The 26,091-nt window shown below is 42.0% G+C and carries 23 protein-coding genes; 12 read left to right on the forward strand and 11 right to left on the reverse strand.

From position 1 onward, the window contains the following. Positions 1 to 928: hypothetical protein (locus AC1DRQ_RS12180; RefSeq protein ID WP_477424697.1), on the forward strand; the 928-nt coding region annotated here is incomplete at its 5' end. 24 nt (positions 929 to 952) lie between these two features. Here AC1DRQ_RS12180 and AC1DRQ_RS12185 read toward each other — a convergent pair. Then, entirely contained in the window at positions 953 to 1,270 is a 318-nt protein-coding gene (locus tag AC1DRQ_RS12185) for an ArsR/SmtB family transcription factor (RefSeq protein WP_429400586.1), read from the reverse strand. A gap of 214 nt (positions 1,271 to 1,484) precedes the next feature. Here AC1DRQ_RS12185 and AC1DRQ_RS12190 point away from each other — a divergent pair, with 214 nt between their 5' ends. From AC1DRQ_RS12190 to AC1DRQ_RS12200, 3 genes are all read left to right on the forward strand, one after another. Then, positions 1,485 to 4,256 (forward strand): TonB-dependent receptor, encoded by a 2,772-nt coding sequence (locus AC1DRQ_RS12190; RefSeq protein WP_477424699.1) that lies wholly within the window; start codon positions 1,485 to 1,487, stop codon positions 4,254 to 4,256. A gap of 68 nt (positions 4,257 to 4,324) precedes the next feature. Next, complete coding sequence (locus AC1DRQ_RS12195) at positions 4,325 to 5,758, forward strand: hypothetical protein (RefSeq protein ID WP_477424701.1); 1,434 nt, start codon at positions 4,325 to 4,327, stop codon at positions 5,756 to 5,758. 82 nt (positions 5,759 to 5,840) lie between these two features. Next, positions 5,841 to 6,518: a helix-turn-helix domain-containing protein gene (locus tag AC1DRQ_RS12200; protein WP_477424703.1), complete on the forward strand. Its 678-nt coding sequence runs from the start codon at positions 5,841 to 5,843 to the stop codon at positions 6,516 to 6,518. A gap of 24 nt (positions 6,519 to 6,542) precedes the next feature. Here AC1DRQ_RS12200 and AC1DRQ_RS12205 read toward each other — a convergent pair whose 3' ends face one another. The 5 genes from AC1DRQ_RS12205 to AC1DRQ_RS12225 all read right to left on the reverse strand — a co-directional run bounded on the left by AC1DRQ_RS12205 (position 6,543) and on the right by AC1DRQ_RS12225 (position 11,621). Continuing rightward, positions 6,543 to 7,526 carry an NAD-dependent epimerase/dehydratase family protein gene (locus tag AC1DRQ_RS12205; protein ID WP_477424705.1) on the reverse strand — a complete coding sequence of 328 codons (984 nt, stop codon included), beginning with the start codon at positions 7,524 to 7,526 and terminating at the stop codon, positions 6,543 to 6,545. 248 nt (positions 7,527 to 7,774) lie between these two features. Next, entirely contained in the window at positions 7,775 to 8,005 is a 231-nt protein-coding gene (locus tag AC1DRQ_RS12210) for a hypothetical protein (RefSeq protein WP_429400591.1), read from the reverse strand. 74 nt (positions 8,006 to 8,079) lie between these two features. After that, the gene (locus AC1DRQ_RS12215) at positions 8,080 to 8,445 is read right to left on the reverse strand and encodes a response regulator (RefSeq protein ID WP_477424707.1); all 366 of its coding nucleotides are present in this window, start codon (positions 8,443 to 8,445) and stop codon (positions 8,080 to 8,082) included. A gap of 210 nt (positions 8,446 to 8,655) precedes the next feature. After that, positions 8,656 to 9,285, reverse strand: coding sequence for an NAD(P)H-dependent oxidoreductase (locus tag AC1DRQ_RS12220; RefSeq protein ID WP_477424709.1), 630 nt, complete (start codon positions 9,283 to 9,285; stop codon positions 8,656 to 8,658). A gap of 101 nt (positions 9,286 to 9,386) precedes the next feature. Further along, positions 9,387 to 11,621 (reverse strand): transglycosylase domain-containing protein, encoded by a 2,235-nt coding sequence (locus AC1DRQ_RS12225; protein WP_477424711.1) that lies wholly within the window; start codon positions 11,619 to 11,621, stop codon positions 9,387 to 9,389. Positions 11,622 to 11,737: 116 nt separating this feature from the next. On the opposite strand from AC1DRQ_RS12225, the gene AC1DRQ_RS12230 reads away from it, so the two are divergent. The 3 genes from AC1DRQ_RS12230 to AC1DRQ_RS12240 all read left to right on the forward strand — a co-directional run bounded on the left by AC1DRQ_RS12230 (position 11,738) and on the right by AC1DRQ_RS12240 (position 14,002). Beyond that, positions 11,738 to 12,823, forward strand: coding sequence for an Mrp/NBP35 family ATP-binding protein (locus AC1DRQ_RS12230; protein ID WP_477424713.1), 1,086 nt, complete (start codon positions 11,738 to 11,740; stop codon positions 12,821 to 12,823). A 146-nt stretch (positions 12,824 to 12,969) separates the two neighbouring features. Continuing rightward, positions 12,970 to 13,248, forward strand: a complete 279-nt coding sequence (locus AC1DRQ_RS12235) for a NifU family protein (RefSeq protein ID WP_429400596.1) — start codon at positions 12,970 to 12,972, stop codon at positions 13,246 to 13,248. A 115-nt stretch (positions 13,249 to 13,363) separates the two neighbouring features. Next, the gene (locus AC1DRQ_RS12240; RefSeq protein ID WP_429400597.1) at positions 13,364 to 14,002 is read left to right on the forward strand and encodes a hypothetical protein; all 639 of its coding nucleotides are present in this window, start codon (positions 13,364 to 13,366) and stop codon (positions 14,000 to 14,002) included. A gap of 154 nt (positions 14,003 to 14,156) precedes the next feature. Here the strand turns inward: AC1DRQ_RS12240 and def are convergent, their stop codons facing one another. After that, positions 14,157 to 14,729 (reverse strand): peptide deformylase, encoded by a 573-nt coding sequence (def, locus tag AC1DRQ_RS12245; RefSeq protein WP_429400598.1) that lies wholly within the window; start codon positions 14,727 to 14,729, stop codon positions 14,157 to 14,159. Between the two features lie 20 nt (positions 14,730 to 14,749). Continuing rightward, the gene (locus tag AC1DRQ_RS12250) at positions 14,750 to 15,976 is read right to left on the reverse strand and encodes a M16 family metallopeptidase (RefSeq protein WP_477424780.1); all 1,227 of its coding nucleotides are present in this window, start codon (positions 15,974 to 15,976) and stop codon (positions 14,750 to 14,752) included. Between the two features lie 159 nt (positions 15,977 to 16,135). On the opposite strand from AC1DRQ_RS12250, the gene hpt reads away from it, so the two are divergent. Both hpt and AC1DRQ_RS12260 read left to right on the forward strand, forming a co-directional pair. Further along, complete coding sequence (gene hpt / locus AC1DRQ_RS12255) at positions 16,136 to 16,675, forward strand: hypoxanthine phosphoribosyltransferase (protein ID WP_477424715.1); 540 nt, start codon at positions 16,136 to 16,138, stop codon at positions 16,673 to 16,675. Between the two features lie 207 nt (positions 16,676 to 16,882). After that, positions 16,883 to 17,365, forward strand: a complete 483-nt coding sequence (locus AC1DRQ_RS12260) for a hypothetical protein (protein ID WP_477424716.1) — start codon at positions 16,883 to 16,885, stop codon at positions 17,363 to 17,365. Positions 17,366 to 17,418: 53 nt separating this feature from the next. On the opposite strand, the gene mfd is transcribed toward AC1DRQ_RS12260, so the two are convergent. After that, the gene (mfd, locus tag AC1DRQ_RS12265) at positions 17,419 to 20,775 is read right to left on the reverse strand and encodes a transcription-repair coupling factor (RefSeq protein WP_477424718.1); all 3,357 of its coding nucleotides are present in this window, start codon (positions 20,773 to 20,775) and stop codon (positions 17,419 to 17,421) included. Between the two features lie 155 nt (positions 20,776 to 20,930). Between mfd and AC1DRQ_RS12270 the strand changes: the two genes are divergently transcribed. From AC1DRQ_RS12270 to AC1DRQ_RS12280, 3 genes are all read left to right on the forward strand, one after another. Further along, a complete protein-coding gene (locus AC1DRQ_RS12270; protein ID WP_429400601.1) occupies positions 20,931 to 21,338 on the forward strand; it encodes a DUF4199 domain-containing protein in 408 nt (135 codons plus the stop codon). After that, positions 21,331 to 21,660 (forward strand): DUF2752 domain-containing protein, encoded by a 330-nt coding sequence (locus AC1DRQ_RS12275; RefSeq protein WP_477424720.1) that lies wholly within the window; start codon positions 21,331 to 21,333, stop codon positions 21,658 to 21,660. Before AC1DRQ_RS12270 ends, AC1DRQ_RS12275 begins: the two co-directional genes overlap by 8 nt. A 444-nt stretch (positions 21,661 to 22,104) precedes the next feature. Continuing rightward, positions 22,105 to 22,467, forward strand: a complete 363-nt coding sequence (locus tag AC1DRQ_RS12280; protein ID WP_429400603.1) for a TM2 domain-containing protein — start codon at positions 22,105 to 22,107, stop codon at positions 22,465 to 22,467. A 196-nt stretch (positions 22,468 to 22,663) separates the two neighbouring features. On the opposite strand, the gene AC1DRQ_RS12285 is transcribed toward AC1DRQ_RS12280, so the two are convergent. Both AC1DRQ_RS12285 and serS read right to left on the reverse strand, forming a co-directional pair. Further along, complete coding sequence (locus AC1DRQ_RS12285) at positions 22,664 to 24,319, reverse strand: M28 family metallopeptidase (RefSeq protein ID WP_477424721.1); 1,656 nt, start codon at positions 24,317 to 24,319, stop codon at positions 22,664 to 22,666. A gap of 376 nt (positions 24,320 to 24,695) precedes the next feature. Further along, positions 24,696 to 25,967 carry a serine--tRNA ligase gene (serS, locus tag AC1DRQ_RS12290; protein ID WP_477424723.1) on the reverse strand — a complete coding sequence of 424 codons (1,272 nt, stop codon included), beginning with the start codon at positions 25,965 to 25,967 and terminating at the stop codon, positions 24,696 to 24,698. Between the last annotated feature and the right edge of the window lie 124 nt (positions 25,968 to 26,091).

Here is a 26,091-nt window from a genome sequence, read left to right on the forward strand (position 1 = left end):
GCTCTACTACCAGCTTATCCGTAAAACGGCCCAACAAATATCTCCGAAGGAAAAAAACTATGGTAATTATACTTTGTATAAGTGGTTTTTGCTTTCAAAATCGGGTTACGACGCTCGGCTGGCTATAACAACAGACAAGATCATATTTTATGTATACAACAGCGAGGATATCTCAGATATTCCATTTTTTATGATAGATGGCAAAAAATACATGTGCCTGAACATTCACGATTACCCCAAAGCCAATTTAAACCAGGACCCGCCTGTTCCGGTAAATGTTAGCATCCCTGAAGGAAAAAAAGCATTTTCATACAAAGTGACAAGGATGCCTGATTTTATTCCTGACAACTATTTTGAAAAAGACCTGCAATTTACTTATCGCCGCAAAGTTTATTACTTTAAAATAAAGCTTAATGCCGATGTAGAGCGGATTTTTGCAAATTACCCCGGGGTTGATTTTGAATCGTATTTTAATATTCCGTTAAGTAAGGAAACATATAGTTCTCTTATACCATTGCTCAGAAAAAACACACAGGGAATGAGTAAAACAAAAGGGGTTGACTACCTGATGCGCTTTACCCGTTACGCTTTTTTATATGAGGATGATCATGCGAATTTTGGGAAAGAAAAAAGGTTGTCGCCCGAAGAAACCTTATTTTCTAAATACAGTGATTGCGATGACAGGGCTGCTCTGTTTTTTTATTTGGTAAAAGAAATTTACAACTTACCGATGATAGCCCTATTGTATCCTACGCATATCAGTATGGCCGTTCAGTTTGATAAACCTGTTGGCAATACGGTTATTTACAAAGGCAAAGCCTACTCATTTTGTGAACCAACTCCACAACAGAAAGATCTTGGTATCGGGCAGATTTCGGCAACATTGAAAAAAGTGCCCTATCAGGTTGTTTATCAGTACAACCCTTAAATGAGGGGGAGGAGCAGTAAGTGTTTAGTTTCTACTCATTGCTGCAATCAGGAGGTCAAGCTCACCGGTATATTTATTCCAGCTATTCCAGTTAACATCATATAATGACTTCTTTCCGTCAATGGTAACGGTAATAAGCCCCGATTCCATCAATTCCTTTAAGTGATGAGAAACCGTTGGTTGGGCTAAAGGCAATACGTCTACAATTTCGCCGCAGGTAAATTGTTTGCGCAAAGCAAGAATCCGGAGTATAGCAATTCTGGCGGGATGCGAAAGCGCTTTTGCCACCATTGATATATGTTGATCTGTTGAGGCAAATTCCCCCTTTTTATGATTAGCCATGTTTAGAGAATGCACAAAGATAAAGCCCTTGATTATAATTTAATCACCAATTAATAGCCCTTCATAATTTCTTCATGAAATCTTCATTTTCCCTAAAGTTAATTTCATGTTGCTTATAGTCAAATCTAACATCTAAGATATTCGATTTGATAATCTTTTGTTAACATGGATTTAATGATGCCGGGGTAATTTTGACCCGTCATTAAAAATTATTATGTTGAAAATAAAACACTTACTCTTTATAGCTTTTCCTTTCCTGTTAATTAACTCAACGCTTTTTGCACAAAGTAGCGGAAAGATTGCAGGTAAGATCATTGACCAAAAAACCAGCGAAACACTGATTGGAGCAACTGTTGGCGTACAAGGAACAGCCCAGGGTGCTGCCACCAATGTTGACGGACGGTATGTTTTAAATAACCTGCAGCCAGGCAGGTATACTATAATTGTAAAGTATATAGGCTACCAAAGTAAATCAGTTTCTGATATTGAAGTAAAAGGCGGCGCAGTTACCAATCTTGATGTTGTTTTACAAGAAGCGGCCTCTACAGCACTTAAAGAAGTAGTTGTAAAAGCAACTTATCGCCAGGCATCTGTAGCCTCATTATACGCCATTCAAAAAAACAGCGTATCCATATCTGACGGTATATCTTCTGAGCTGATCAAGAAGTCACCAGACAGAAGCACAAGTGATGTTTTAAAAAGAGTAAGCGGTACTACCATTCAGGATAATAAATTTGTGGTGGTACGTGGTCTTAGCGACCGCTATAACAGCGCCTCACTTGATGGTACGCCATTGCCCAGTACAGAGCCTAACCGTAAAGCGTTTTCATTTGATATTGTTCCGGCCAACCTGATCGAGAATATCGTTATCAGCAAAACGGCAACTCCCGACATTGCTGCCGATTTTGCAGGAGGTAATATACAAGTACTTACTAAAGATATACCTGATCAAAACTTCGTTAGCATCGGAGCCGGTTACAGTTATAACTCGCAAAGTACCTTTAAAAACTTCCAAAGCGGCTACCGCAATACAAGCGATTATTTTGGTTTTGATGGTGGTGCAAGGGAGCTGGTTGATAATTTCCCAACCACAAAACAGGTAATTGGTCCGCCAAGGTTAACCAACCAGCAAAATATACAATCTATCAACTCGCTTAACAATGATTTTAACATCTATAACAAAAAAGCGTTTTTAGGGCAAAGCTATCAGTTTACCCTGGGTAACGTACAGGAAATAGGCGAAAACAAAAACCGTTTCGGTACTACCATAGCTTTAACTTACCGTAATGCCGAAACCACAATCCCTGATTTGATCAGGCAATATAATAACTTTGATTTTACAGAAAATCAATACAAGTTTTCTACAAATGTTGGAGCGCTGGCAAATTTTGCATACAGCTTTGGTAATAACAAAATAACCCTCAAGAATCTTTACAATCGTACTTTCGACGATATTTTCACCTATCGTACCGGCACAAACAATTCAAACGGTGCCAATGATAATAGGTTTTACGCGTATGATTTAACGCAAAAAGCGTTGTTTAAAACCACATTGGATGGTGATCATAAGCTTGGAGCGTCAAATGCAAAAATAGACTGGAGCCTGGGCTACAGCAATATTTTAAATAGCCAGCCCGATCAAAGAAAAATAAACTACGTACAGCCAAATGCCGGCAGTGCTTATGTGGCAAGCATAACCAATTTAGGAAAAGAAAATGCCCGTTTCTTTTCAGATTTGAATGAGAATATCTATTCAGGTAAAGTTGATTTCAAGTTGCCTGTTAAGTTATTTAATCAAACCAGCAATTTCAAGGTCGGCATTGCTTCTCAATATCGTAAACGTGATTTTAATGCCCGTTTTCTGGGAGTAATAATAAAAGACGGAACAAGTGATATCAGGGAAAGACCGATACAAACACTTTTCGGGCCAAATGCAGTTAACTCAGGAGCATTTGAGCTTGATGAAATATCTGCCCCTAATGATAATTACAATGCACACAGCTACACCAATGCGGGTTATGTGATGCTTGATAATAAGCTAAGTGATAAATTGAGAGTAGTTTATGGTGTAAGGGTTGAAAAATTTGATCTGAAATTAAACACCCTCGATCCTGATCAACAACAACCACAGGCCGAATTAAATAATACCGATTTCCTGCCATCAGTAAACATTACTTATAGCTTAACAACCAAAGCAAATTTAAGGGCATCGTACTATCGCACCCTGGCACGTCCGGAGTTTAGGGAACTTGCACCCTTTTCTTATTATGATTATGAGCTGTTAGCTACTCAGGAAGGTAATTCCAATTTACAAAGAACAGCTATTGACAACGCCGACTTAAGATATGAGTTTTATCCTTCTGCTGGTCAAATATTCTCCGTATCAGTTTTCTATAAGAAGTTTTATAACGCCATTGAGCCGAGTATTGATGACGTAAACTCATCAACTACTATAAGCTATTTCAATGCAAAATCGGCCTACGTTTATGGTGCCGAAATGGAAGCCCGTAAAACGCTTGATTTTATTGATGACGCCGGATTTTTTAAAAACAGTACGCTTTATGCCAACCTGGCTCTAACCAAATCACGTGTCCAAAACCCGGCTAACCCTAATCTGCTTGAACCCACCAGATCATTGGTAGGGCAATCACCTTATGTTATTAATGCCGGTTTTCAGCATAATGCCTTTAACAACGCCTTATCACTTAACATCCTGTACAACCGTTTAGGGAAACGAATTTTTTATGCCGGAGGGTCAAATTTCCCGAGTGTGTATGAAGCTCCAAGAAATGTACTTGATTTCCAGATTGGCTACAAAGTGCTCAAAAACAAAGGTGAGATTAAATTAAACGGTAACGATCTGTTTAATCAGAATTACAATTTTTACTACGAGCTCGACAAAAACCCTAAAGGCGGCACCGGTAATACATTCAAAAAATTCAAGCCGGGATCTACCTATGCCCTAACCTTCAGTTACAATTTTTAATACAAGCAATAAAGGAATCTCACAACTAAATTAACAATACAGATTTAATCGAACCCAAAAAGAAAATCATGAAAAAACAAGGATTATTTTTAGCGCTTGTTGTAGCTCTTTTCTCAGCTGCATGTAGCAAAAAATCGGCGACTATTGACCCGCCGGTTACAGATACTACTAAAACAAGCAACACTGTTACAGTAACCGGTGATATTGCAACAGCCACCACCTGGAAAGCCGATAAAATTTATTTAATCAAAGGCTTTGTTTACGTAACTAACGGAGCAACATTAACCATTGAGCCAGGAACCCTGATAAAAGGAGATAAAGCAAGTAAAGGTACTTTGACCATTACCCGCGGTTCAAAAATCATGGCAGAGGGTACTGCTGCCAAGCCAATTGTATTTACATCGGCATTTGAATCAGGTGCAAGGACAAATGGAGATTGGGGTGGTATCATCCTGTTAGGAAAAGCCCCGGTTAACCAGGGTGATAATGTAGGTATTGAAGGTGGTTTGGACGCTAAAGGCAATGCTGCTAAATACATTCAGTATGGCGGTACAGAGGTTAATGACAACTCTGGTACTTTAAAATATGTACGTATTGAATATGCAGGTATCCCTTTTTCACCTGATAACGAAATTAACGGCCTTACCTTTGGTGGTGTTGGTAAAGGAACAACTATTGATTATGTACAAGTTTACCGTTCTGGTGACGATGCTTTTGAGTGGTTTGGCGGTACAGTACAATGTAAGCACCTTATTGCCATGGGTAGCCTTGATGATGACTTTGATACCGACTTTGGTTTCTCTGGTAAAGTTCAGTTTGGGATAAGCCAACGCTTTAAAAGCCTTGCAGATAATTCAGGCTCAAACAGTTTTGAATCAGATAACGATAATAATGGCTCTGATAAAACACCTCAAACCTCGGCTGTTTTCTCAAACATGACCTTATTAGGCCCAATAACAAAAGTTGGTGAAGCTACCGTTAACGCCAACTATCAGCACGGTGCTCAAATTCGTCGTAACTCTGCTATAAGCATTTTAAACTCTGTATTTTCAGGTTATGTAGATGGTGTTTATATTGACGATTCAAAAGTAACTACCCCGGCTTCAACCTCTACCAATTACACCGCCGGTCGTTTAGTTTTCACAAACAATATCATTTTAGGAACCAAAACCAATGAAGTTAAAGGCGAAAACAAAGGTCTATTTGAGACTAAATTAAGAACAGATAACGTTTTTAACCCTGCTTTATTTGCTGATGCGGTTATCACTGATCCATTTAAGTTCTCATCTGATTTTGCAAGCCCGGGCACACCTAACTTTACAGTTAAAGCCGGATCAATCGCTGCTGCCGGTGCTTTATTCACTGATGCTAAGGTGACCGATGCTTTCTTTGAAAAAGTTACATACAAAGGTGCTGTTGGTACAACCGACTGGACAACTGGTTGGGCTAATTTTGACCCTCAAACAATGCCTTATACTACTCCTGGTGCAGTAACCAAGTAATATAAAAAACATATCAAAGGCTGCCTCAATAAATTTGAGGTAGCCTTTTTTTATAGAAATAATTGAAACGCATGGAGAACATATGAAATTAACGAACCTTAATTTCAACGATAATGAATTATCACAATTTGCCAGGGCCCTGGCATTGCCGGTAAGGGTTTTTATTGTTAGAACGATTATTGAAAATGGGTTCTCGATCAATAGGGATGCGCTCTATACTACAAGTTTCAATATAGAGACTATTAATAAGCATGTTTCAGAATTAAGGTCCCTGGGCCTTATAAAAGCCAATGGCGCAAAAGGTAACATCACCTACAGTATTGAGCAAAGCTGGTTTGAACAAATGTCTATTAGGTTTTCAAGCCTGTTTGAAAGTATAAACCGGTTCAACCCCAACTCGGTTGACGCTGATGCTCCTGTTGATATCCCTACTTTTGTTTCAAAAAAAGAAGAAAAAGATAAGCTGCCAAACTTCGGCGCGTATATTAAAAGGCAACGCCTTGAGCTAAATATTTCACAAGAAGACCTGGCAAAAAAGATCAAGATAGATCGTGCTCAGCTCAGTCGCATAGAGTGTGGCAAAAACCAATTAAACGCCGATAAATTAAAAGCGCTCTCTGAGGCATTGTATTTGAATACAGATGTTTTGACTAAAGAATATTATGGCTACAAGCTTGCAGAACTGATAGAGGAAAGCGGCTATAAAGAAATGATATTAAATAGCGCCAAAGAAAAGCTTAATAATTTATTTTCATTGTAAAATCGTTGCCGCGCCGCCTGCTCTTTATTCAACAGGATAGGGCCCGTGCTCAAATAGGGCGTCATGATACCCCTTGCTGCCAACTTCGCGTGCTAAGGGGCTTCTGAAATCCCTGCCTGTACGAATACATTCAAGTACGTACGGGAAATCATATTTCGGTCGCCATTCCAACTCTTCCTGAGCCCGGCTGTTTACATAAACACGATCAATACCCGGGAACATGTTCCATTGCTGTTTGGCAAAAAGACTGTCATAATCAGGGAATAAGCGCCGTACCACTTCTGGGGCATTCATGCGGAGCATGGTCAGGTCATCATGAGTAAACGGGGTTGTAGCCGATATAATATAGCGGCCAAATCCAATGTGCTGCGCTTTTTCAACTGCCTGCAAGTGGGCGCTAACCACATCTTCCATATCAACCCGGCGATAAAGCAATTCATTTGCCTGCACGTTGGCCGAACTGTATTTTCCTCTTATGGCGGCATCATCATCAGCTTCGGGAAAGAACCGTGATGTGCGTAAAACTATTGCAGACAAGTGCTGTTTCCGGGCAAAAAGCTCGCATAAATTTTCGGCTGCAACTTTGGTTACGCCATATATATTCCTGGGAATGGGAGCCACGCTCTCCGTTATCCATGCCGCGGGTTCATCTTCGGCGGGAGTAAGCGCCGACCCGAACGTGCTTGTAGTGCTGGTGTAAATAAAAGATCTTACGCCTGCTGCCGCAGCCTCCTCGAGCAATGCCAGCGTACCGCTGATGTTGGTGTCAATAAAATCCTGGTAAGTGTGGGTTGCAATATGTGGTTTGTGCAAAGTGGCTGTATGAATAACTGCCTGCACACCAATCATGCACTGTTTAATAAAACCTCTGTCGGTTACTGACCCTACAAAATTGGTAAAAGGCGACGGTTTGATATCCACCCCTTGCGCCTGCCTCCCCTGGGTGCGTAAGCTCCGCATAATGGCTTCGCCAAGGTGCCCTGCGCTCCCTGTTACAAGAATGCTCATGATCGCCCCTTGGTTAAAAACTTATAACAAAGGGTTGGGCTGGTCAGCGGGGTTTCCCGGTATGATCTCGGCTTTTTTAATGTTTTAGGTAATGGAATTGCAGGCATGATACAAAAATATCATGTTTGGTTGTCAAAATCAATAACGTTCAGGGCTGAAAAGCTATTAAGTATTATACTTAACGCTTCGGCGAGTGGTGGGCGGAGAAACTAATTAAATAAACGGAAAAAGATAGCAGGAGACAGGCCTTACATCCTGAACCGTAAAGAAACAGAGCGCCCCAGGGCCTGAGCAAATTCAGGATCGATCAATGGCCCTTCGCCCATTTGTACCCATGCGCCACGTATATCTTTTTGTAGGGTTATTTTTTCGCCGTTCAGCAATATCTCAAGCTCACAGGTAGTCTTGTTAATAGGTGTTGTGTTGATCTGGTAAACGTGGTCAGTTTCGTTATAAGTTATGCGTAGTGGCAGTCCCATCTTTTTCTCCTCGGGGGTAAATATACAACTGTTGCTAATAAATCAAGCATTTAAAAAAAAACGAAACAAATTATTTAGGCCGCTAACTGTAATTTTACCTTTTCAATCAGGTTATTCATATCAAAAGGCTTGTGCAGCACATCATCAGGAGCTCCCTTTTTTCGTAAGGATTCATCATTCTCATCACCTTCTGAACAAATAATTACCGGGAGATTTTTGGTTTCCTTGTTTAGCTTCAGCAGGCGGCATACATCCCGGCCATCAATTCCGGGTAAAAGTGTGTCAAGTATAATCAGATCGGGGTGGTTTAAGCGGATGTTATTAAATATATGATCGGGCCGGGTCAGTGAAATTACCTCATAGCCGTTGCTCGTCAATATATATGACATAACTTCTATCATTAACTCACTGTGGTCTACAATTAATATTTTCTTTGCCATGATCTTCCCATCTGTCCGGTTCAGATAATGCAAAGGGCATGCCATTGATTAACTTGCGGTTATGTGAGTGGATAACCCGAAATATGTACAGAAAGGCAGTCGGTTAAAAAACAATTGGGCCAACCGGACACAAAGAAAAGCCAATAACCCAATCAACTATCCCTAACAACAACATTATCAAAATGTGTCCGGTCAAACCCAATTATTAATTTATACGTGAATAAAAAGTTCTTCTTTTGGTCTGCGTACTTTGATCATTTTGCTGTAAACATCATCTTCGGCACGGAAACCAACTGCAGCTATTACAGATGTGGTTAAGCCCTTTTCTTTGAGCCCAAGTATTTCATCAAATTTTTGTGGGTCAAAACCCTCCATTGGTCCGGCATCAATGCCAAGGTCGGCAGCGGCGCTTAACAATACACCCAGGGCAATGTAAGCCTGTCTGTGTGACCAGGCCAGTTTTTGCTCATCGGTACGGCCGCTTAAGGTACCTAAAACCATTTGCTCATAACCTTCCAGGCTTTCACGTTCAACACTGCGGGTTGAGGCAACAAGATCAATGAATTTTTTCCCGAAGTCTTCATCGAGATTAGTTAAGGAGGCGAAAACAAATAACGCGGCAGAATCTGTGATTTGCGGTTGGTTATAACCCGCAGCCCTTAATTTTTCTCTTGTTTCGGCATCCTGAACAACAATAACTTTAAATGATTGCAGGCCCAATGAGGTAGGGGCAAGCTGTACAGCGCTTAAAAGGCCATCTAACTGTTCGGCAGTTATCTTTTTAGTAGTATCAAATTTTTTAATGGCAGCGCGCCATTGTAATTTTTCTATGAGTGACATGATGATTTCTTTTTTGTTTAAACAAAATTAGATGTTTAAACACACACTGGCGTCACCCGCATGTAAATTAGATGTTTAAACATCTAATTTACATGCGCAAGCTATAAGTTGGCCTTTTCTTTCAGCTCATCTTCCTTATCATTTTGCTCTTTTTTCAGACGCCGTTTTTCCTGCCGTATTTCCTTTTTAGTCTTTCCTGTAGTATCAACATTATCTATCCTGACTTTATAATCTTGTTTAAGCGCCTCAATTTGCTCTTTTAGTATTTCTTTGGCTGTTTTTTGCTTCTCTTCCTCTTTTTTAGCGGTAGAATCTTTTTTGCCAAAAAGGCGCTGAAAAAAGTTTGGTTTCTTTACAGGATCCTCAAGTACGGGTAAAATTTCGGTGTCGTCACTTTGTTTCATCAGGCTATCGGCAGTAGCGGTGTCAACAGGAGCAATGGTCCGGCGCAAGCCCTCTCTTAAACGGACGGTATAAAACCCGTAAGCACTGGTGTCGCGCTGTGTAAGCCCCTTGCCAGCCATTAATCTGCCAATTAGGTTAAAGTAGCCATGCAAACCCGGCCTAAGCGTGCCATCGGGCTGAAAAGCGTACAGACCGCCTTTGGGATACGGAACAATGCTGGCCAGGTAAATACTCTCGCCCAGGGTAAGCTCTGAAGGGGATTTGCCAAAGTAATAATGCGATGCCTCTGATATACCATATATACCGCGACCCCATTCAATAATATTCAGGTAAACCTCCAGCATCCGGTTTTTAGTCATGATGCGGTTGTTTTCGATTATCCAAACAATCAGAATCTCCTCAATTTTACGGGCAAGTGTTTTTTCCCTGCTCAAAAAAGCATTTTTAACCAACTGCATAGATATACCGCTGCCGCCGCGTTTAAATTTCTTGGTCTTAAAGTCTGTAACTAACGATTTGCGAAATGCTTCTTCCACAAAGCCGTGATTAGTGTAAAAAGAAGGGTCTTCGGCCGTCATTACGGCGTTACGCAGGCTGGGCGCAATCTGTTCAAGCGGCGTAAATTCCGGGTTTTCCGGACCAATCAAATGAGGCGACATCGGTTTGCCTCTTTCATAAGGTGTATGTACAAATGGGCTGTTTAGTTTAGTAAGGTCGGTTTTGCCATATTTCACCACCCTGAAATTATCCTTGCTAAGCCGTGAGTCAAACTGCAGATCGTCGGGCTTGCTGGCATCCATATAAAAATTAAGGGCATAGTTTAATTTACCGGAAACCTGTATGCCATCAAGCGCGTCAAACATCCCCGAAGGGAAAGAATCAAAAATATCAGTAGCATTTAACCAGCCGGTATTAATTTTAAGTTCATAAATTTTAACCGGGTTCAGGGTGTACTTGATAAAAGGCTTTGCTGTAAGTTTTTTAATATGTATAAGCGATGAACTGTCAAGAGAGATGTAATTACTACCCACAAATAAGTTAGCATCAATGGAAGCGTTAGGAAACACAATATCGCCGGAGGATATGGCCGGATGATTGATCAATAAATTATGCACCGCCCATGAACCATAAATTCTTGTTTCGCCGCCACTATGCTCCACTTTTGTTAGTTTGGTGCTGATGGTATCAAAATTCAGTCTAAGCTTTAGCTTTTTTTCGATGATAGGCAACTCTACTTTTTTACCATCGGCGTAAAGCTTTACGTCGATATCTTTATCAGACGGGTGCATTTTACCGGCAACATGCCAAATGGAAGCACCATTATCCACATTAATAGTTGATGTTAGATCACCATCTTTTATCAGCGCGGTTTTGGTCAATAAATTTATCCGGCTGCTATCGCCCTTAAAATTTATGGTGAAATTATTAAGATGCAGGTTATCCGGGATTTTGTAAAGTAACTCATTTATCAGGTTACCGGCCAGCTCAGACAGGTCGACCTTTGGACGCGTGACGGTGGTATCTTTTTTCTTTTTAAAAAGAAAATCAAAATTCTTAACCCCCTTAATATTGGTGAGTTTAATAAATCCATCCTGTAAAACAACATCGGCCAGTTTAATATCGCCAATTACAAGAGGTAACAGCTTAACACTTACTACCAGATTTTTGATGTTAAGCAAGCTGTCGCGCTGCTCGGGCACTATGGTTATATCAGAAAATGATACAGTGCTCATACCTGTAAAATGGGCCGACCCTATTTTTACATCTAAATTATAATCCCTTTTTGCTTTTGCTTTAGCTTTGTCAATAGCTTTTTGAAGCAGGGCCTCACGTTTTGAATAGGCTATATAACCGCCGATTAAAAATATAAGTAACAACGGTATCAGTATAAATGCGGCTATGCGTATGTATTTAGGATTAAGGCGCTTCATATGTAAATTTTTCCAAAACTAAACTAAATCTTATCCCCTGCAAACGGTTGTTTCTGCAAATTGTTTCTTTAACAAACACAAATCAACGGCCTGTTTTCATAAATTTGCCATATATTATGATAATTACCAAAGAACAAGTTTTACAAGCACTGGGCAATGTTGAGGAACCCGATCTGAAAAAGGACCTGGTTACCCTTAACATGATACAGGACATACATATAGATGGCAACAACGTTAGTTTTTCAGTCATACTAACCACACCGGCCTGTCCGCTAAAAGCAATGATAGAAAACGCGTGCCGTAATGCCATCAGCTATTTTATAAGTAAGGAGGCCGTGGTGAGTATTAATATGACATCAAGGGTTACTTCGCAAAAAAACACCGGGGTGCCCGGCGTTAAAAATATTATAGCGGTTGCATCGGGCAAGGGGGGCGTTGGCAAATCAACCGTGGCGGTAAACCTGGCACTGGGTTTAGCCAAAGCCGGGGCTAAAGTAGGTTTAATTGATGCCGATATTTACGGCCCATCGATACCTATTATGTTTGGTTTGGAGGGGGTGCGCCCGCAGGCCAGTCAGGTTGATGGCAAAACCCGTATAGAGCCGATAGAGAAATACGGTATTAAGTTATTATCCATAGGTTTCTTTACTGACCCTAACCAGCCGGTGCCATGGCGCGGGCCAATGGTATCAACCGCGGTAAAACAATTGTTTAATGATGCCGACTGGGGCGAACTGGATTACCTGGTAATTGACCTGCCACCCGGAACGGGCGATATACACATTACTGTTACGCAAACTTTCCCGGTAACGGGGGCGGTAATTGTAACCACACCACAAAACGTGGCCCTTGCCGACGCTAAAAAGGGGATAGGCATGTTTTTAATGCCGGCTATTAATGTGCCGATACTGGGTGTGGTTGAAAACATGTCGTACTTTACACCGGCCGAGCTGCCCGAAAACAAATATTATATTTTTGGTAAAGGCGGCGGGCAAAAACTGGCCATGCAACTTGATGTACCATTTTTGGGTKAAATTCCGTTAGTAAAAAGTATAAGCGACTCTGGCGATGCCGGTAAGCCCACTATACTGGAAGAGGATGGCGTAATGACCCAGGCGTTTTTAGAGATGGCCCGCCGCGTAGCGCAGCAGGTTGCTATTTCAAATGCAAAGGCGCTGGGTAATGAGGCTATTGTGAATTAGAGATAACGTTAAGAAACAAGAATCAGGAGATAAGACCTTTAGAACAATAATATTTATGAGGATAGTGTAATGGCCAGAGGCAAATTATTCGAATTAAAATATTGTAAATAATTAAGTAACTTTACTTCTGTTATAAATTAGTAAAAATGAGTTTATTAAGTCAGGTAGAAGCAGCTTTAGATACCATCCGTCCGTATTTGGAAGCTGATGGCGGGAATGTTTCGGTTGAGGAAATCACCCCTGAAGGTGTAGTTAAATTAAAGCTATTGGGTTCATGTGGGTCATGCCCCATGAGCATCATGACACTTAAAGCCGGTATTGAAGAGGCTATTAAGAAAGCGGTTCCTGAAATTACCGCTATTGAGGCTATTAATTTAACGGATATTGACGACCCCAACGCGGTACTTCCTGAAAATTTAAGGTAGTGTTAAGTATTGTTAAAAACCGGGTATATTTACGGTATTAACGTACTTTTGATTAAAGTTTTGAAACTTTTTCCGCCTATAACGGGTAGTATATTCAGGAAAGAGTGATTGGTATATGAAATATTTAATTGCCATTTTATTTTTATTTGCAACAATTGGTGCCTTTGCGCAAAACCACGAAGAAAGGCCGATTGTACAATTTACTGGTATCGTACATAATGCCGATAGCAGCAATGTTATAGTGCCCTACGTAACCATTACCAATACGTCTGTACGTAACACGATTAGTTTATCAAACTATAAGGGCTATTTTTCTTTTGTTGCGCATGAACAGGATACCCTGCGATTCACCTGTGTGGGTTATGGCCCGGTAACTGTAGTAATACCAGCAAATGTGCCCAATAAAAGCTATACCCTGCAGGTATCGCTTAAAGCGCAAATTATAAACCTGCCAACCTTCCATGTATTCCCATGGGCTACCACGGATGAGTTTAAAAAAGACTTTTTGGCTATAAAGCTGGCCGATGACGATCTGGATATTGCCCGGAAAAATGTAAGCCGCACATCAATGGTGGCCTTATCGAACGTATTACCGAGGGATGCACAGGAAATACAATCAGCCAATGCACAAGGCATGCATACCAGTATCCTGAATTCGCATTCATTAACACCCAACCCACTGCTTAATCCGCTGGCCTGGGGTAGTTTAATCAAGCAAATAACCGAATCAGATAATAAGAGCAGTAATAATTAGTCTTAAGTCTAAGGTCCTCAGTTCTAAGTAGGAAATACTATTAAAAAGATAGTCCTAAGTCGAAAATCGTAAGTCTAAGGAGGATATTTAAACGGCTACTTAAGGCTAAGGGCTTTGAACTTAGGACTCAAAAAATTGAACCTAATATTTAAAACTACCGCCCTTTTTTAACGGCCGGGAATTTCATTTTATAGTCTACGTCAACCATCCCTTTTGAAATATCGTTCAGCTTTTTCTCAATAAGGCGCTTGCGCAGGGGGCTAAGTTTATCGGTGAACAGCTTGCCTTCAATATGATCATACTCATGCTGTATAACACGTGCCGCTAAACCATTAAAGGTTGCTTCATGGTGTTTCCAGTTTTCATCATAGTAGGATAACTTTACAACCGGCTTGCGGTACACATCTTCTCTTATATCCGGAATGCTCAGGCAGCCTTCGTTAAATCCCCATTCTTCGCCGGTTTCCTCTAAAACAGTAGCATTTATAAATACTTTTTTAAAGTCCTTAAGATCGGGCTCCTCATCACTAAAAACAGTAGCATCAACTACAAACAAACGCATGGACATACCCACCTGAGGAGCAGCTAATCCTACGCCGCGCGCGGCATACATGGTTTCGAACATATTTTCAACCAACTCTTTTATATGCGGGTATTCTTCAGGTTCAATTGCTGTTGCTTTTTTCCTTAAAACAGGGTCTCCGTAGGCGATGATAGGGTATTTCATTATGCAAAAATACAGGATTATTATTTAGGCTCAAAAATCAATGTAATCAACTTGTCAATATCAAATATTTCATTGCTTATTTCAAGCATTTGTTCGGCGGTTACGGCGTTTATCTTTGCAAAAACATCTTCCAGCGTATCAATGTGGTTAAAATCGAGCAAACTTTTAGCCATTGATATGATCAGACTCATCCGGTTTTCTTCGGCAAGGGCTATCTGGCCAATAAATTTTTCTTTGGCCTGGTGCAGTTGCAGGGTGCCCAGTTTTTGTTCGCGCAGTTTTTTAAGTTCCTTATGCACCAGTCGGGCCGCCTTGTCGGCTTTCTCGGTATCGGTTCCAAAATAAATAGAAAAAATACCCGTATCTGTGAGGGCCGTATAGTTCGATTCGATGGTATAGGCAATGCCGTGCTTTTCGCGGATCTCCAGGTTAAGGCGACTGCTCATACCCATACCGCCCAACAGGTTATTTAACAACAACAGGCCATTTTTGTATTTGTGCGATGATGAATAGGCCTGGTTGCCAATAATACAATGCGTTTGTGATATGGTTTTTTTAACAAGATGGATACCGCTTAAGTTGGCCTGCGGTACGATCCTGTTTTTTTGAGGTTGATTTACAGCAACGGCACCAAAATACTTTTCAGCTAACCTGATGATCTTCTTAAAGTCATAATTGCCATGAACCGCGAATATCATTTCTGATGTGCTGTAATTGGCCTTAATAAAAGCCCTTACATCATCGCCATTCATTTTGGCAACGGTATCGGGTGTTCCTAAAATGTTTTTACCGATAGGATGATCGGCAAAAAGCAGTTCCTCAAAATCATCCTGTATGGCCTCTTCGGGCTGGTCAAGATATGAGGCTATCTCGTCAAGTATTACGCCCTTTTCTTTTTCCTGCTCATCTTCCGGAAATGTGGRGTGGAACATGATATCCTCAAACAGGTCCATAGAACGCTCCAGATGCTGGTTAAGCAATGACGCGTGTATGCAGGTATATTCTTTGGTAGTATAGGCATTAAGATCGGCGCCAACCAGTTCAAGCCGGTTTAAAATTTGGGTGGTGCTACGCTTCTCGGTTTCCTTAAATAGCAGGTGTTCAATAAAATGAGCAAGACCCTCCTGTTGCGCGCCTTCATCGCGCGAGCCGGCGTTTACAATAAAGCAGCAGTGTGTTATGGCAAATGGTGCATGTTTATACAATATCCTGATGCCATTGGGTAAGGTGTAAGCCTGGTAATCGATCATGAGCAGCAAAGATAACGTTATATACGTTACAATTATTTTCGTGTTATTGTAAGCGATTTATACTATTTTCGAAAAAAAAACAAAATGAACACACAGGTTAACTAATATGCATATTAGTTAAATACCCCCAAAACATTTAAAGTAGCCCCATCTCCTATGAAAATTAAAATTTCCGACCTTGAATTTGAGCCCCTTATCAATGAAAAATTAATAATAGAACGTACCAAAGCCATTGGCCAACAGTTAAATACCGATTATCAGCATAGTATACCCATATTTATTGGCGTGCTGAATGGCAGCTTTTTGTTCATCGCCGATCTGATTAAACAAATTGATATCCCCTGCGAAATTGCTTTTACCAAGCTGGCTTCCTATTATGGAGGTACAACCAGCAAACTTAAAATACGTGATGATATCGACTTGATCATGGATATAAAAGACCGTGACGTGGTGATCATTGAGGATATTGTAGATACCGGCAATACCCTGCATTACCTGATAGATAAACTAAAACAACGTAACCCGGCATCAATAACAGCATGTTCCCTGTTGCTTAAACCCGCCGCGCTGCTTACTCAAATTGAAGAGCTTAAATATGTAGGCTTTGAAATTGAGAATGAATTTGTAGTAGGCTATGGCCTTGATTACCAGGAAATGGGTAGGAATTTGAGGGATATTTATAAAAAGGTGGGGTGATGCAAGCCTAAAAATCAGCCCACGCGTCATTGCGAGGTACGAAGCAAAAAGCCCCCTCTAAATCTCCCCCAAAAGGGGAGACTTAAAAAAGCATTTTAAAGCCCTCTCCAAAGGAGAGGGTTGGGTGAGGCTTCTTGCTTCGTACCTCGCAATGACGCGTTTTATCTTAAAAGTTTAGTATTTAAGATTATTTGTATTTTAGCGATCATGAAAAAACCTAAACTTTTGATATTATCCTGCCTTGCTGGTATTGCTTTATTGTCCTGCAGTAAAAAAGGTTCGGCCTCTTTTGAAATAACTGTAACCGATGGAAGAACTGGTGTTGCATCAAACGGAGCACTAATAAAACTATATGTAGACTCGGCCGCGGTAATTAATAATAATCCAAAAGAGACTAAAACAACCGATAAAGAGGGGAAAGCTAAATTTATTGTAAGTAATTTAACCAAGTATTACGTCCTTGTTCAAAATGGAAATGAAAAAAACCTTTATAACGGATTTATCCCTACTGGTATTTTTAAAACGCAGGTAGATATAACGTCGCACCCCATACAAACACCTCCGGGTATAATTGGAGGTCTTATGTTTAGAGATATTAATGGGGACGGAGCAATGGATCATTATGACCAGGTTATTGCCCCTGTAGTTAATCTATCTTTAGATTATACAAGGGATATCAAAATATTTTGAGTTATATAGATAGGGGACGCAATTATGGGCCTCCCTATAGTTACGCTCAATCCCTAATCAACCCCAACCATTCCTGCTATCTCATTTAAAAATAATACCGCCTGGTCAATACTGTTTACGCCTTCAATGCTTAGGCGCAGGGTGTTTTTAACTTCCTTTAAATTGGTGCGGCGCATGTTTGATTGTACAAAGGTAAGTACGTTGCGGAACGCATCCGATTCAAAATATGGCGACTGCTGGTTGCTGATAAAATAACCGCGCAACACATTCTTTTTAAGGGATATCTTCTCGAACCCAATAGTCTTGCCCAGCCATTGCAGGCGCATAGTGTTCAACAGGTCGTTTACCTGTGGTGGTATAGCCCCGAAACGGTCATGCAGTTGTTGCTGAAACGCGGATAGCTCTACCTCGTTTTCCAGTTTGGAAAGTTCGGTGTACAGATTATATCGTTCAGCTATGTTAGTTACATATTCATCCGGGATCAGGATCTCCAGATCGGTATCAATTTGGGTAAAGGAAATAAATGGCCGAGGTTTATCATCCGGGAACACGCCTTTAAATTCATCTTCTTTCAGCTCCTGTATGGCTTCGTCCAGGATCTTGTGATACATGTCGAAACCAATTTCGGCAATAAAGCCGCTTTGCTCGGCACCAAGCAGGTTGCCGCTACCACGGATGTCCAGATCGCGCATGGCCACATTGAAGCCGCTGCCAAGGTCGCTGAATTCCTCAATTGCGCTCAGGCGTTTGCGGGCCTCACTGGTTAATGTTGACAACGGCGGACTTAACAGGTAACAATAGGCTTTTTTATTGCTTCGCCCAACACGTCCGCGCATCTGGTGCAGATCGCTCAGGCCAAACATATGGGCGTAGTTAATGATGATGGTATTGGCATTGGGGATATCCAAACCAGCCTCAATAATGGTAGTGGCCACCAATACATCATACTCATGGTTCACAAATTTGAGCATTACATCCTCCAGCGCGTCGCCTTCCAGTTGCCCGTGTGCTATGCCTATGCGTGCTTTTGGTACCAGCTTATGGATCATGCCGCCCAATTGCGGTAAATCGGCTACGCGGTTATGAATAAAGAAAACCTGGCCGTCACGCTCTAACTCAAACTCAACGGCACTTTTTATCAGGGTATCATTAAACACATGCAGTTCGGTAACTACCGGCTGCCTGTTTGGTGGAGGTGTAGATATAATGGAAAGGTCGCGCGCACCCATGAGCGAAAAATGCAGGGTACGCGGAATTGGGGTAGCGGTTAAGGTAAGCGTATCCACATTGGCGCGCATTTGCTTAAGCTTCTCTTTGGTTGATACGCCAAACTTTTGCTCCTCGTCAATGATCATCAGCCCAAGGTCTTTAAACTTTACATCTTTGCTTACCAGGCGATGGGTACCTATAATAATATCTACCTTGCCTTCCTTCAGTTTCTCGAGGGTATCCTTGATCTGCCTGCTCGATTTAAAGCGGTTCACATAATCAATATTGGCAGGGAAGCCTTTGAGCCTGTCGGTAAATGTTTTGTAGTGCTGGGCGGCTAAAATAGTGGTTGGTACCAGTATGGCCACCTGTTTGCTATCGGCCACAGCTTTAAATGCCGCGCGCACGGCCACTTCGGTTTTACCAAAGCCTACGTCGCCGCAAATCAGCCTATCCATAGGGTGGGGCGATTCCATGTCCCTTTTAAAGTCGGCGGTAGCTTTTTCCTGATCGGGAGTATCCTCGTAAAGGAACGATGCCTCCAGCTCAGTTTGCAGATAGCTATCGGGCGAAAAGGCATTTCCCAATTGTGCCTTACGCAGCGCGTAAAGCTTGATCAGGTCACGGGCGATGTCCTTAACTTTTTTTTTTGTGGTTTTCTTGAGTCGTTCCCAGGTATCAGTACCCAGCTTGTTCATTTTGGGTACGGTACCCTCTTTGCCGCTGTATTTTGATATACGGTTAAGCGAGTTAATGTTTACATACAACAGGTCGTTATCCGCATAAATAAGGCGGATCATTTCCTGCTGTTTGCCGTTAACCTCCACTTTCTCCAGGCCGGCATATTTGCCTATCCCGTGATCAATATGGGTTACGTAATCGCCGGTCTTAAGGTCGCGCAGCTCTTTAAGGGTGATGGCCTGCGAACGCTGATAGCCTTTTTTAAGCTTGTATTTATAGTAGCGATCAAATATCTGGTGATCGGTGTAGCAGGCCAGTTTTTGTTCATGGTCCACAAAACCTTCCCGTATCGAAACGCTTATCGGGGTAAATTTTACCGTTTTGTCAAGGTCATCCAATATAGCATATAAACGCTCTACCTGCCGGGCCGAATCGGTGAGTATAAAATTCTCGACATGTACAGACTCGTTATTTTTAAAATTGTGGATAAGCAGCGTGAAATCTTTATTAAAAGATGGCTGCGGCCGCATATCAAAATTTATAGTGGCATTTGGCTGGTAAAAAAACTGTTTGCCAAACTCCACCACCGGGAAATCATGCAGCTGGTCGGCTATCAGTTTTTCGTCAGTAAAGCCAAATTTTGGATCTATCCACTCCGGGTTTTGCGCTTTTTCGTCGGCAGACAAGGCCTTCCACAAGTTTACCGCTTTCTTAAAGCCGGATTGGATAATATCCAGTGTAAACTGTACATCTTTTATCCACACCTGTGTGCCGGCATCTACATATTCCAATAAGGAGATATTGCTCTCGGTTAAAAATTTGGATTGTACATTAGGTACAATGGTGATGCTTTTAACCTGCTCAACAGATAGCTGGCTTTCAATTTCAAACGTGCGGATAGATTCAATAAAATCGCCAAAAAATTCCACCCGGTAGGGCAGGTTATGCGAGAACGAAAATATATCGACAATGCCGCCACGGATAGAGAACTGCCCCGGCTCATACACAAAGTCAACCCGGTCAAAATCATACTCAATTAAAAACTCATTGATAAAATCAAGACTAAGCTTATTACCAACGGCAATTTCAAGGGTGTTTTTTTCGAGCGAGGCCCGGTCTATCACTTTTTCGGCCAGGGCCTCGGGATAGGTTACTATCAGTTGCCCAAACGCTGACGAATGGTTAAGCTCGTTCAGTACCTCGGCACGGGCCAGCACATTGCTGCTATCGGGCTGGGTAAATTCAAATGGCTTGCGGTATGATGATGGGAAAAGGAGCACTTCTTTACCGGTAAGATTTTCCAGATCTGCCTGGAAATAACCGGCTTCTTCACGCTCGGGCAGCACAAATATCATGTGCTTATGCTGCAAAAAATACAATGCTACCGCCATGGCCGAATCACTTGACCCGACTAAACCTCGAAGCTGTATTCTTGGATTTTTGGAAGCGTTAAGCGCGGTTGCCAACGCCTTGATCCTTTCATCAGCTTTATATCTGTCTAAAATATCACGGATGTTCAAAACTGAGGCAAATGTACGTAAAAAAGACTTTTTAAATAAGCTAAGATAAATAGTAAACAATTATGCAAACAATATGTGGGTATAATCACTTTTTAATGGTAAATTCATATATATCATTTAAGCCAACCTATTACTTTAACCAAATTTTATAATTTATGAAGAATGCAATTTTATCGGGTATTTTTATCGGAGTTTTAAGCATATTATGGATGTTTGTCATGCACCAATATGGCATAACACCACAGAAAGATACCGTTGCCACAGCAGAATACTTTTCGTTTTTGATACCCGCCATCGGACTATTGTTAGGTATCAGAAGTTACCGCGCCAATGATTGCAAAGGACAAATGGGTTTTTTAGAAGCATTAGTACAAAGCTTTAAAATATTATTGGTTGGTGGTATTATTGCGGGCTTTGCTGGTGTACTTTATATCAGCTATGTATCTGCTGGCGAAAATCTGATGGCCTTTTCAGGAAGATTATTCGGAGCCCTGCTGGTAGGTGTGCTATTGGCTTTCGGCGTTTCGCTGTTGTATCACAATAAATCAAATAAGGTTGATTAAAAAGCTCTTTTCAAAATATTTTGAACTCGTTTTCTGGATAGCGGCAATGTTGTGCCTGGCCTTTACAAGCCCGGTGGCCGAATCGCACTTTCCCTTGTGCCCTTTAAAGCTGATGGGGATTAAATGGTGCCCCGGTTGTGGGCTGGGGCATTCTATTATTTATTTGTTTCATGGCGATATCCGCAATTCTTTCCAGGCCCACTGGCTGGGTATCCCGGCCGTGATCGTTATTTTTCACCGCATATATGTTTTGGGGAAAGACAGGTTGGGCTATGGGCCGCGGTTTGAAAATGGCAGCAATCACTCAGCTCTTGAAAAATAAAATACTTCAATGTCATGCTGAACGCAGTGAAGCATCTATTGTACAATATGCAAAGCTCAGCAATAGAGCCTTCTTTCCTACCCATGCCGTATTCGATTTTCAAGGTGTAAAGGCCTGCCAGTCCGAGCATGTCGAAGACTCGCGCGGAAGGGCCTTTGCCCGCTATGCTTCGACAGGCTCAGCATGACAGCCCTTTTGGCAATGTTATTTCCTCTTCAGAGTCCCCGGATTTTATCACTCAGGATGACAAATTGTAGTTGATGATAAGAAAATCAGGAGAATCCTTTAATCCGATAAATCCCGGTTCAGACAAAATCTTTTCACCGCCAAAACCCACCCACTCACCGACTTGTTTTTGCTGCTAACCAGTTTTGCATTGGTGTTTTTTACCCGCCGCAGTACCTTTATATCATAAAACAAACGATAACCTTAAGCTTTACTAAAATGAACACTTACCAAAATCCATATATGATGTTCGACGGAATGACACCCGAAGAATTTACTTTTTTACAACAAGCCACAGCCTCCTTAACTGAAACCCAGCAACGGTACTTTCTGAATATTTACGGGGGTAAAAGAAAAAATCCGCAGGATATTATGCTGGTTACTTTGATAGGATTTTTGGGTGTATCGGGCATACAACGCTTCATGACCGATCAGATAGGTATGGGCCTGCTTTACTTTTTTACTGCCGGCTTTTGTTTTATAGGTACCATTATCGACCTGATAAACTATAAAGACATAGCTACAGAGTATAATAAAAAAATGGCTTTCGAAAGCTTCAACATTGCTAAAATGAGCAACTAAAGATCCCTCTTAAGGGGATAATAGTTTCACTATATATCCAAAAAAATCCACCTTCTGTTACGGGGTGGATTTTTTAGTTTTAATGAATTTGTCTGGACCTGGATTAAACAGATTTATCTGATTAAAGGATTTTACTTCAGATTGGAAGAAATCATGGGAATCCCTTAATCCCCAAAGTCCGGGTTCAGACATTTCCCTATTTCCCCATCGATTTATCCCTTACTGCTTTAAATTCAGAACCGGGTTTCCAGCCGGGGAAAGTTGTTTCATTACTTAGTTTGGTGCCTATCCGGTAAAGTATATCGGCTATTTGGGCCATGCCGGTGGCGTCCATGTCATCACTGTAATTATCTGCCGGCTGGTGGTAGCGCTGCTCATTGTATTCTTTTTGCTTATCCTCGCCATAAGTTGGACCTTGTGTTTTGCTATTACTGCCGTTATTAATGTCGAGCGCGGGTACACCCAATTTGGCAAAGTTAAAATGATCAGACCGGTAATAACTACCCGATCCGGGATGACGGTCGCCTACAATAGTGAGACCATCCTGCTTAGCTATATCGCTTACATAATCTTCCAGCTCATTTTGTCCCTTGCCGGTAATGGCAATGTCTTTAGTTTCGCCATAATTGCCCAGGGCATCCATATTCAGATCGGCTATGGTTTTGTTAAGCGGATATATGGGGTGGGTAGCATAATATTCAGAACCAAGTAAACCCTGCTCTTCGGCAGTTACTGCCAAAAACACAATAGAGCGTTTAGGTTTTTCTTTTGCCTGCTGAAATGCTTTTGCCACACTGATGATAGCCGCAACGCCACTGGCATTATCAACCGCACCGTTGTAAATACTGTCGCCTTTGGCATCGGCTTTCCCTATACCCAGGTGGTCCCAGTGAGCGGTGTACAGCACATATTCCCCTGGTTGTGAACTGCCTTTTATAATTCCTATTACGTTGTGCGATGTGGAATATTTTAACTTATTATTTAAGGTTAAGGATACATCCATATTCAAGGGGATGGCCTTAAAATCTTTTTTACGGGCAATGGCACGGATATCGCCTGTGATGCCTGCAGCGGCCAATAGTTTTTTGGCGGCATCCTCGGTTATCCATCCCTCAACTTTACAGCGCGACAGGTGCTTATCCTTTTGCTGCAGGTAAAGCTTGGCACCGCTAAAGCTGTTGGTCACCACACTCCAGCCGTAGCTGGCCGGTTCGGTTTGGTGCACAATGATCACTCCTGCGGCACCCTGACGGGCAGCTTCTTCGTATTTGTAGGTCCAGCGGCCATAATAGGTCATGGTATCACCTTTAAAAAAGGTTGGATCGCCATTTTTAAAACCCGGATCATTTACCAGTACAATTACCGTTTTGCCCTTTACATCAAGACCGGCATAATCATTCCAATGATATTCGGGTGCAACAACGCCATAACCCGCAAAAACAAGCGGCGATTTTTTGAGATCCACAGTAGGAAGTTCCTGGCGAGTGGAGGTTACAAAATCTGTTAATGCATGTAAGGTCATGGGTGATTTGCCACCGGTGATCTCCATCGTTTCGGACGGTGTGCTGGTGATCTCAACCATAGGCACATCCTGAAAATAGGCGCCGTTGTTGCCAGGTTCCAATCCGGCTTTTTTAAATTCGGACGCGATGTAGGCAGTGGCTTTTGTTTCGCCGGCGGTAAAGGGTTTGCGGCCCATCAAAGAGTCATTGGCCAGCACCGCGATATGCGATTTTATTTCATCGGCTGATATGGCTTTTGTAGCCTCCTGATCATTATTTTTATTTTGACTGCACCCGGTTAATAAGGCAAAACCAGACAATGCCAGCAAGTAGTTGTATTTATTAATCATATATGCGATGTGTTTATCCCAAATGTAATTAAAGGAAAGGCTTGTTGCAAGAGTGGGAGTGTAACAAAAGCTGTAAGCTTTTAATATGTTTACCACGGGCTGAAAGCCCGCGGTAGCGGAGAGGGGGCTTCTATGCAGTCGCTCGGCTCCAGCCGAGTGACTGCTATTTTCCGGCGGGACGCCGCAGTTATTTCTTATCAACCTCGCAGGCCGGAGGCCTGGTAATAATGGTCACTCGACTGGAGCCGAGCGACTGCGGAGATGATAAGAGGTTTGTGAAGACACAAACCTCGGCGTAAAAATTCTTTGCTATCGCTCAGAATGACAATTGAATAAAACACCACGCATATAACTCCCCCTTTAGGGGGCCGGGGGGCTAATCAATCCACTCAAACTTGGTATAAGGCACCAGTACTTCAGGTATTTTAATGCCTTTTTCTGTCTGGTTATTTTCCAACAAGGTAGCTACAATACGGGGCAGGGCCAAAGCGCTGCCGTTTAGGGTGTGGGCCAGTTGGGTTTTACCTTCGGCGTTGCGGAAACGTAATTTTAGGCGGTTGCTCTGGAATGTCTCGAAGTTTGATACGGATGATACCTCCAGCCAGCGTTGTTGTGCCGCGCTCCAGGTTTCCATATCATAGGTTAAGGCAGAGCCAAAACCCATGTCGCCGCCGCAAAGACGCAGTACGCGATAAGGTAAACCTAAATTTTGCAGCAAGCCTTGCACATGGGCGCTCATTTGCTCCAATGTTTCGTATGATTTATCCGGGTGTGCCACCTGTACAATCTCTACTTTGTCAAACTGGTGCAAGCGGTTCAGGCCGCGTACATGAGCTCCATAAGAACCGGCCTCACGACGGAAACAAGGAGTATGCCCGCAATGTTGTACCGGCAGTTCATCAGCCTTTAATATCACATCGCGAAACATATTGGTGATAGGCACCTCGGCGGTTGGTATCAGGTATAAATTATCCAAACCAACAAAGTACATTTGCCCCTCTTTATCTGGCAATTGTGATGTTCCAAAGCCAGATGCTTCGTTTACCATTAAGGGAACGCTTACTTCGCTGTAACCCGCTTTTTCGGCCTCGTCAATAAAGTAATTGATGAGTGCACGTTGTAGTTTGGCGCCTTTATTTTTATAAACAGGGAAACCGGCACCGGTTATTTTAACACCCAGTTCAAAATCAATCAGGTTATATTTTGCGGCAAGCTCCCAGTGGGGCAGGGCATTGGTAGGCAATTCAGGTTTTGCACCGTTTTCAAGCACCACTTCGTTTTCCTCAGGTGTTAAGCCTTTAGGTACTGAGCTATGTGGCAGATTGGGCAGCAATACCAGCTTTTGGTAAAGCTCTTCTTCGGTAAAAGCCAGCTGTTCACCAAGTTTTTTGATATCTTCTTTCCAGGTACCGGTTTTTGATTTGATAACTTCGGCTTCATCCTTTTTACCGGCGCGCATCAGATCGCCAATTTGTTTGGCGGCTGCATTGGCCTCGGCCGAAATGTTATCCATGCTGGTTTGAGTCTGACGGCGTTTATCGTCTAATTGAAGAATTTCATCAACCAGTCCGGTCTGTTTAAAATTTTTTACAGCCAAACGTTCCAAAACCTGTTCCCTGTTATCACGGATATAACTAACTTGCAGCATTATTTTATTTTTTCGACAAAGATATAACGAGTTGGCAGTTTAGAGTAGTGAGTTATGAGTTTTTTGTAAATAGTGCTAATTATATAGGCGTATTTACACTAAACTTTTGCAGTTACTACCCACA

Source organism: Mucilaginibacter sp. P4_E8 (assembly GCF_056401495.1).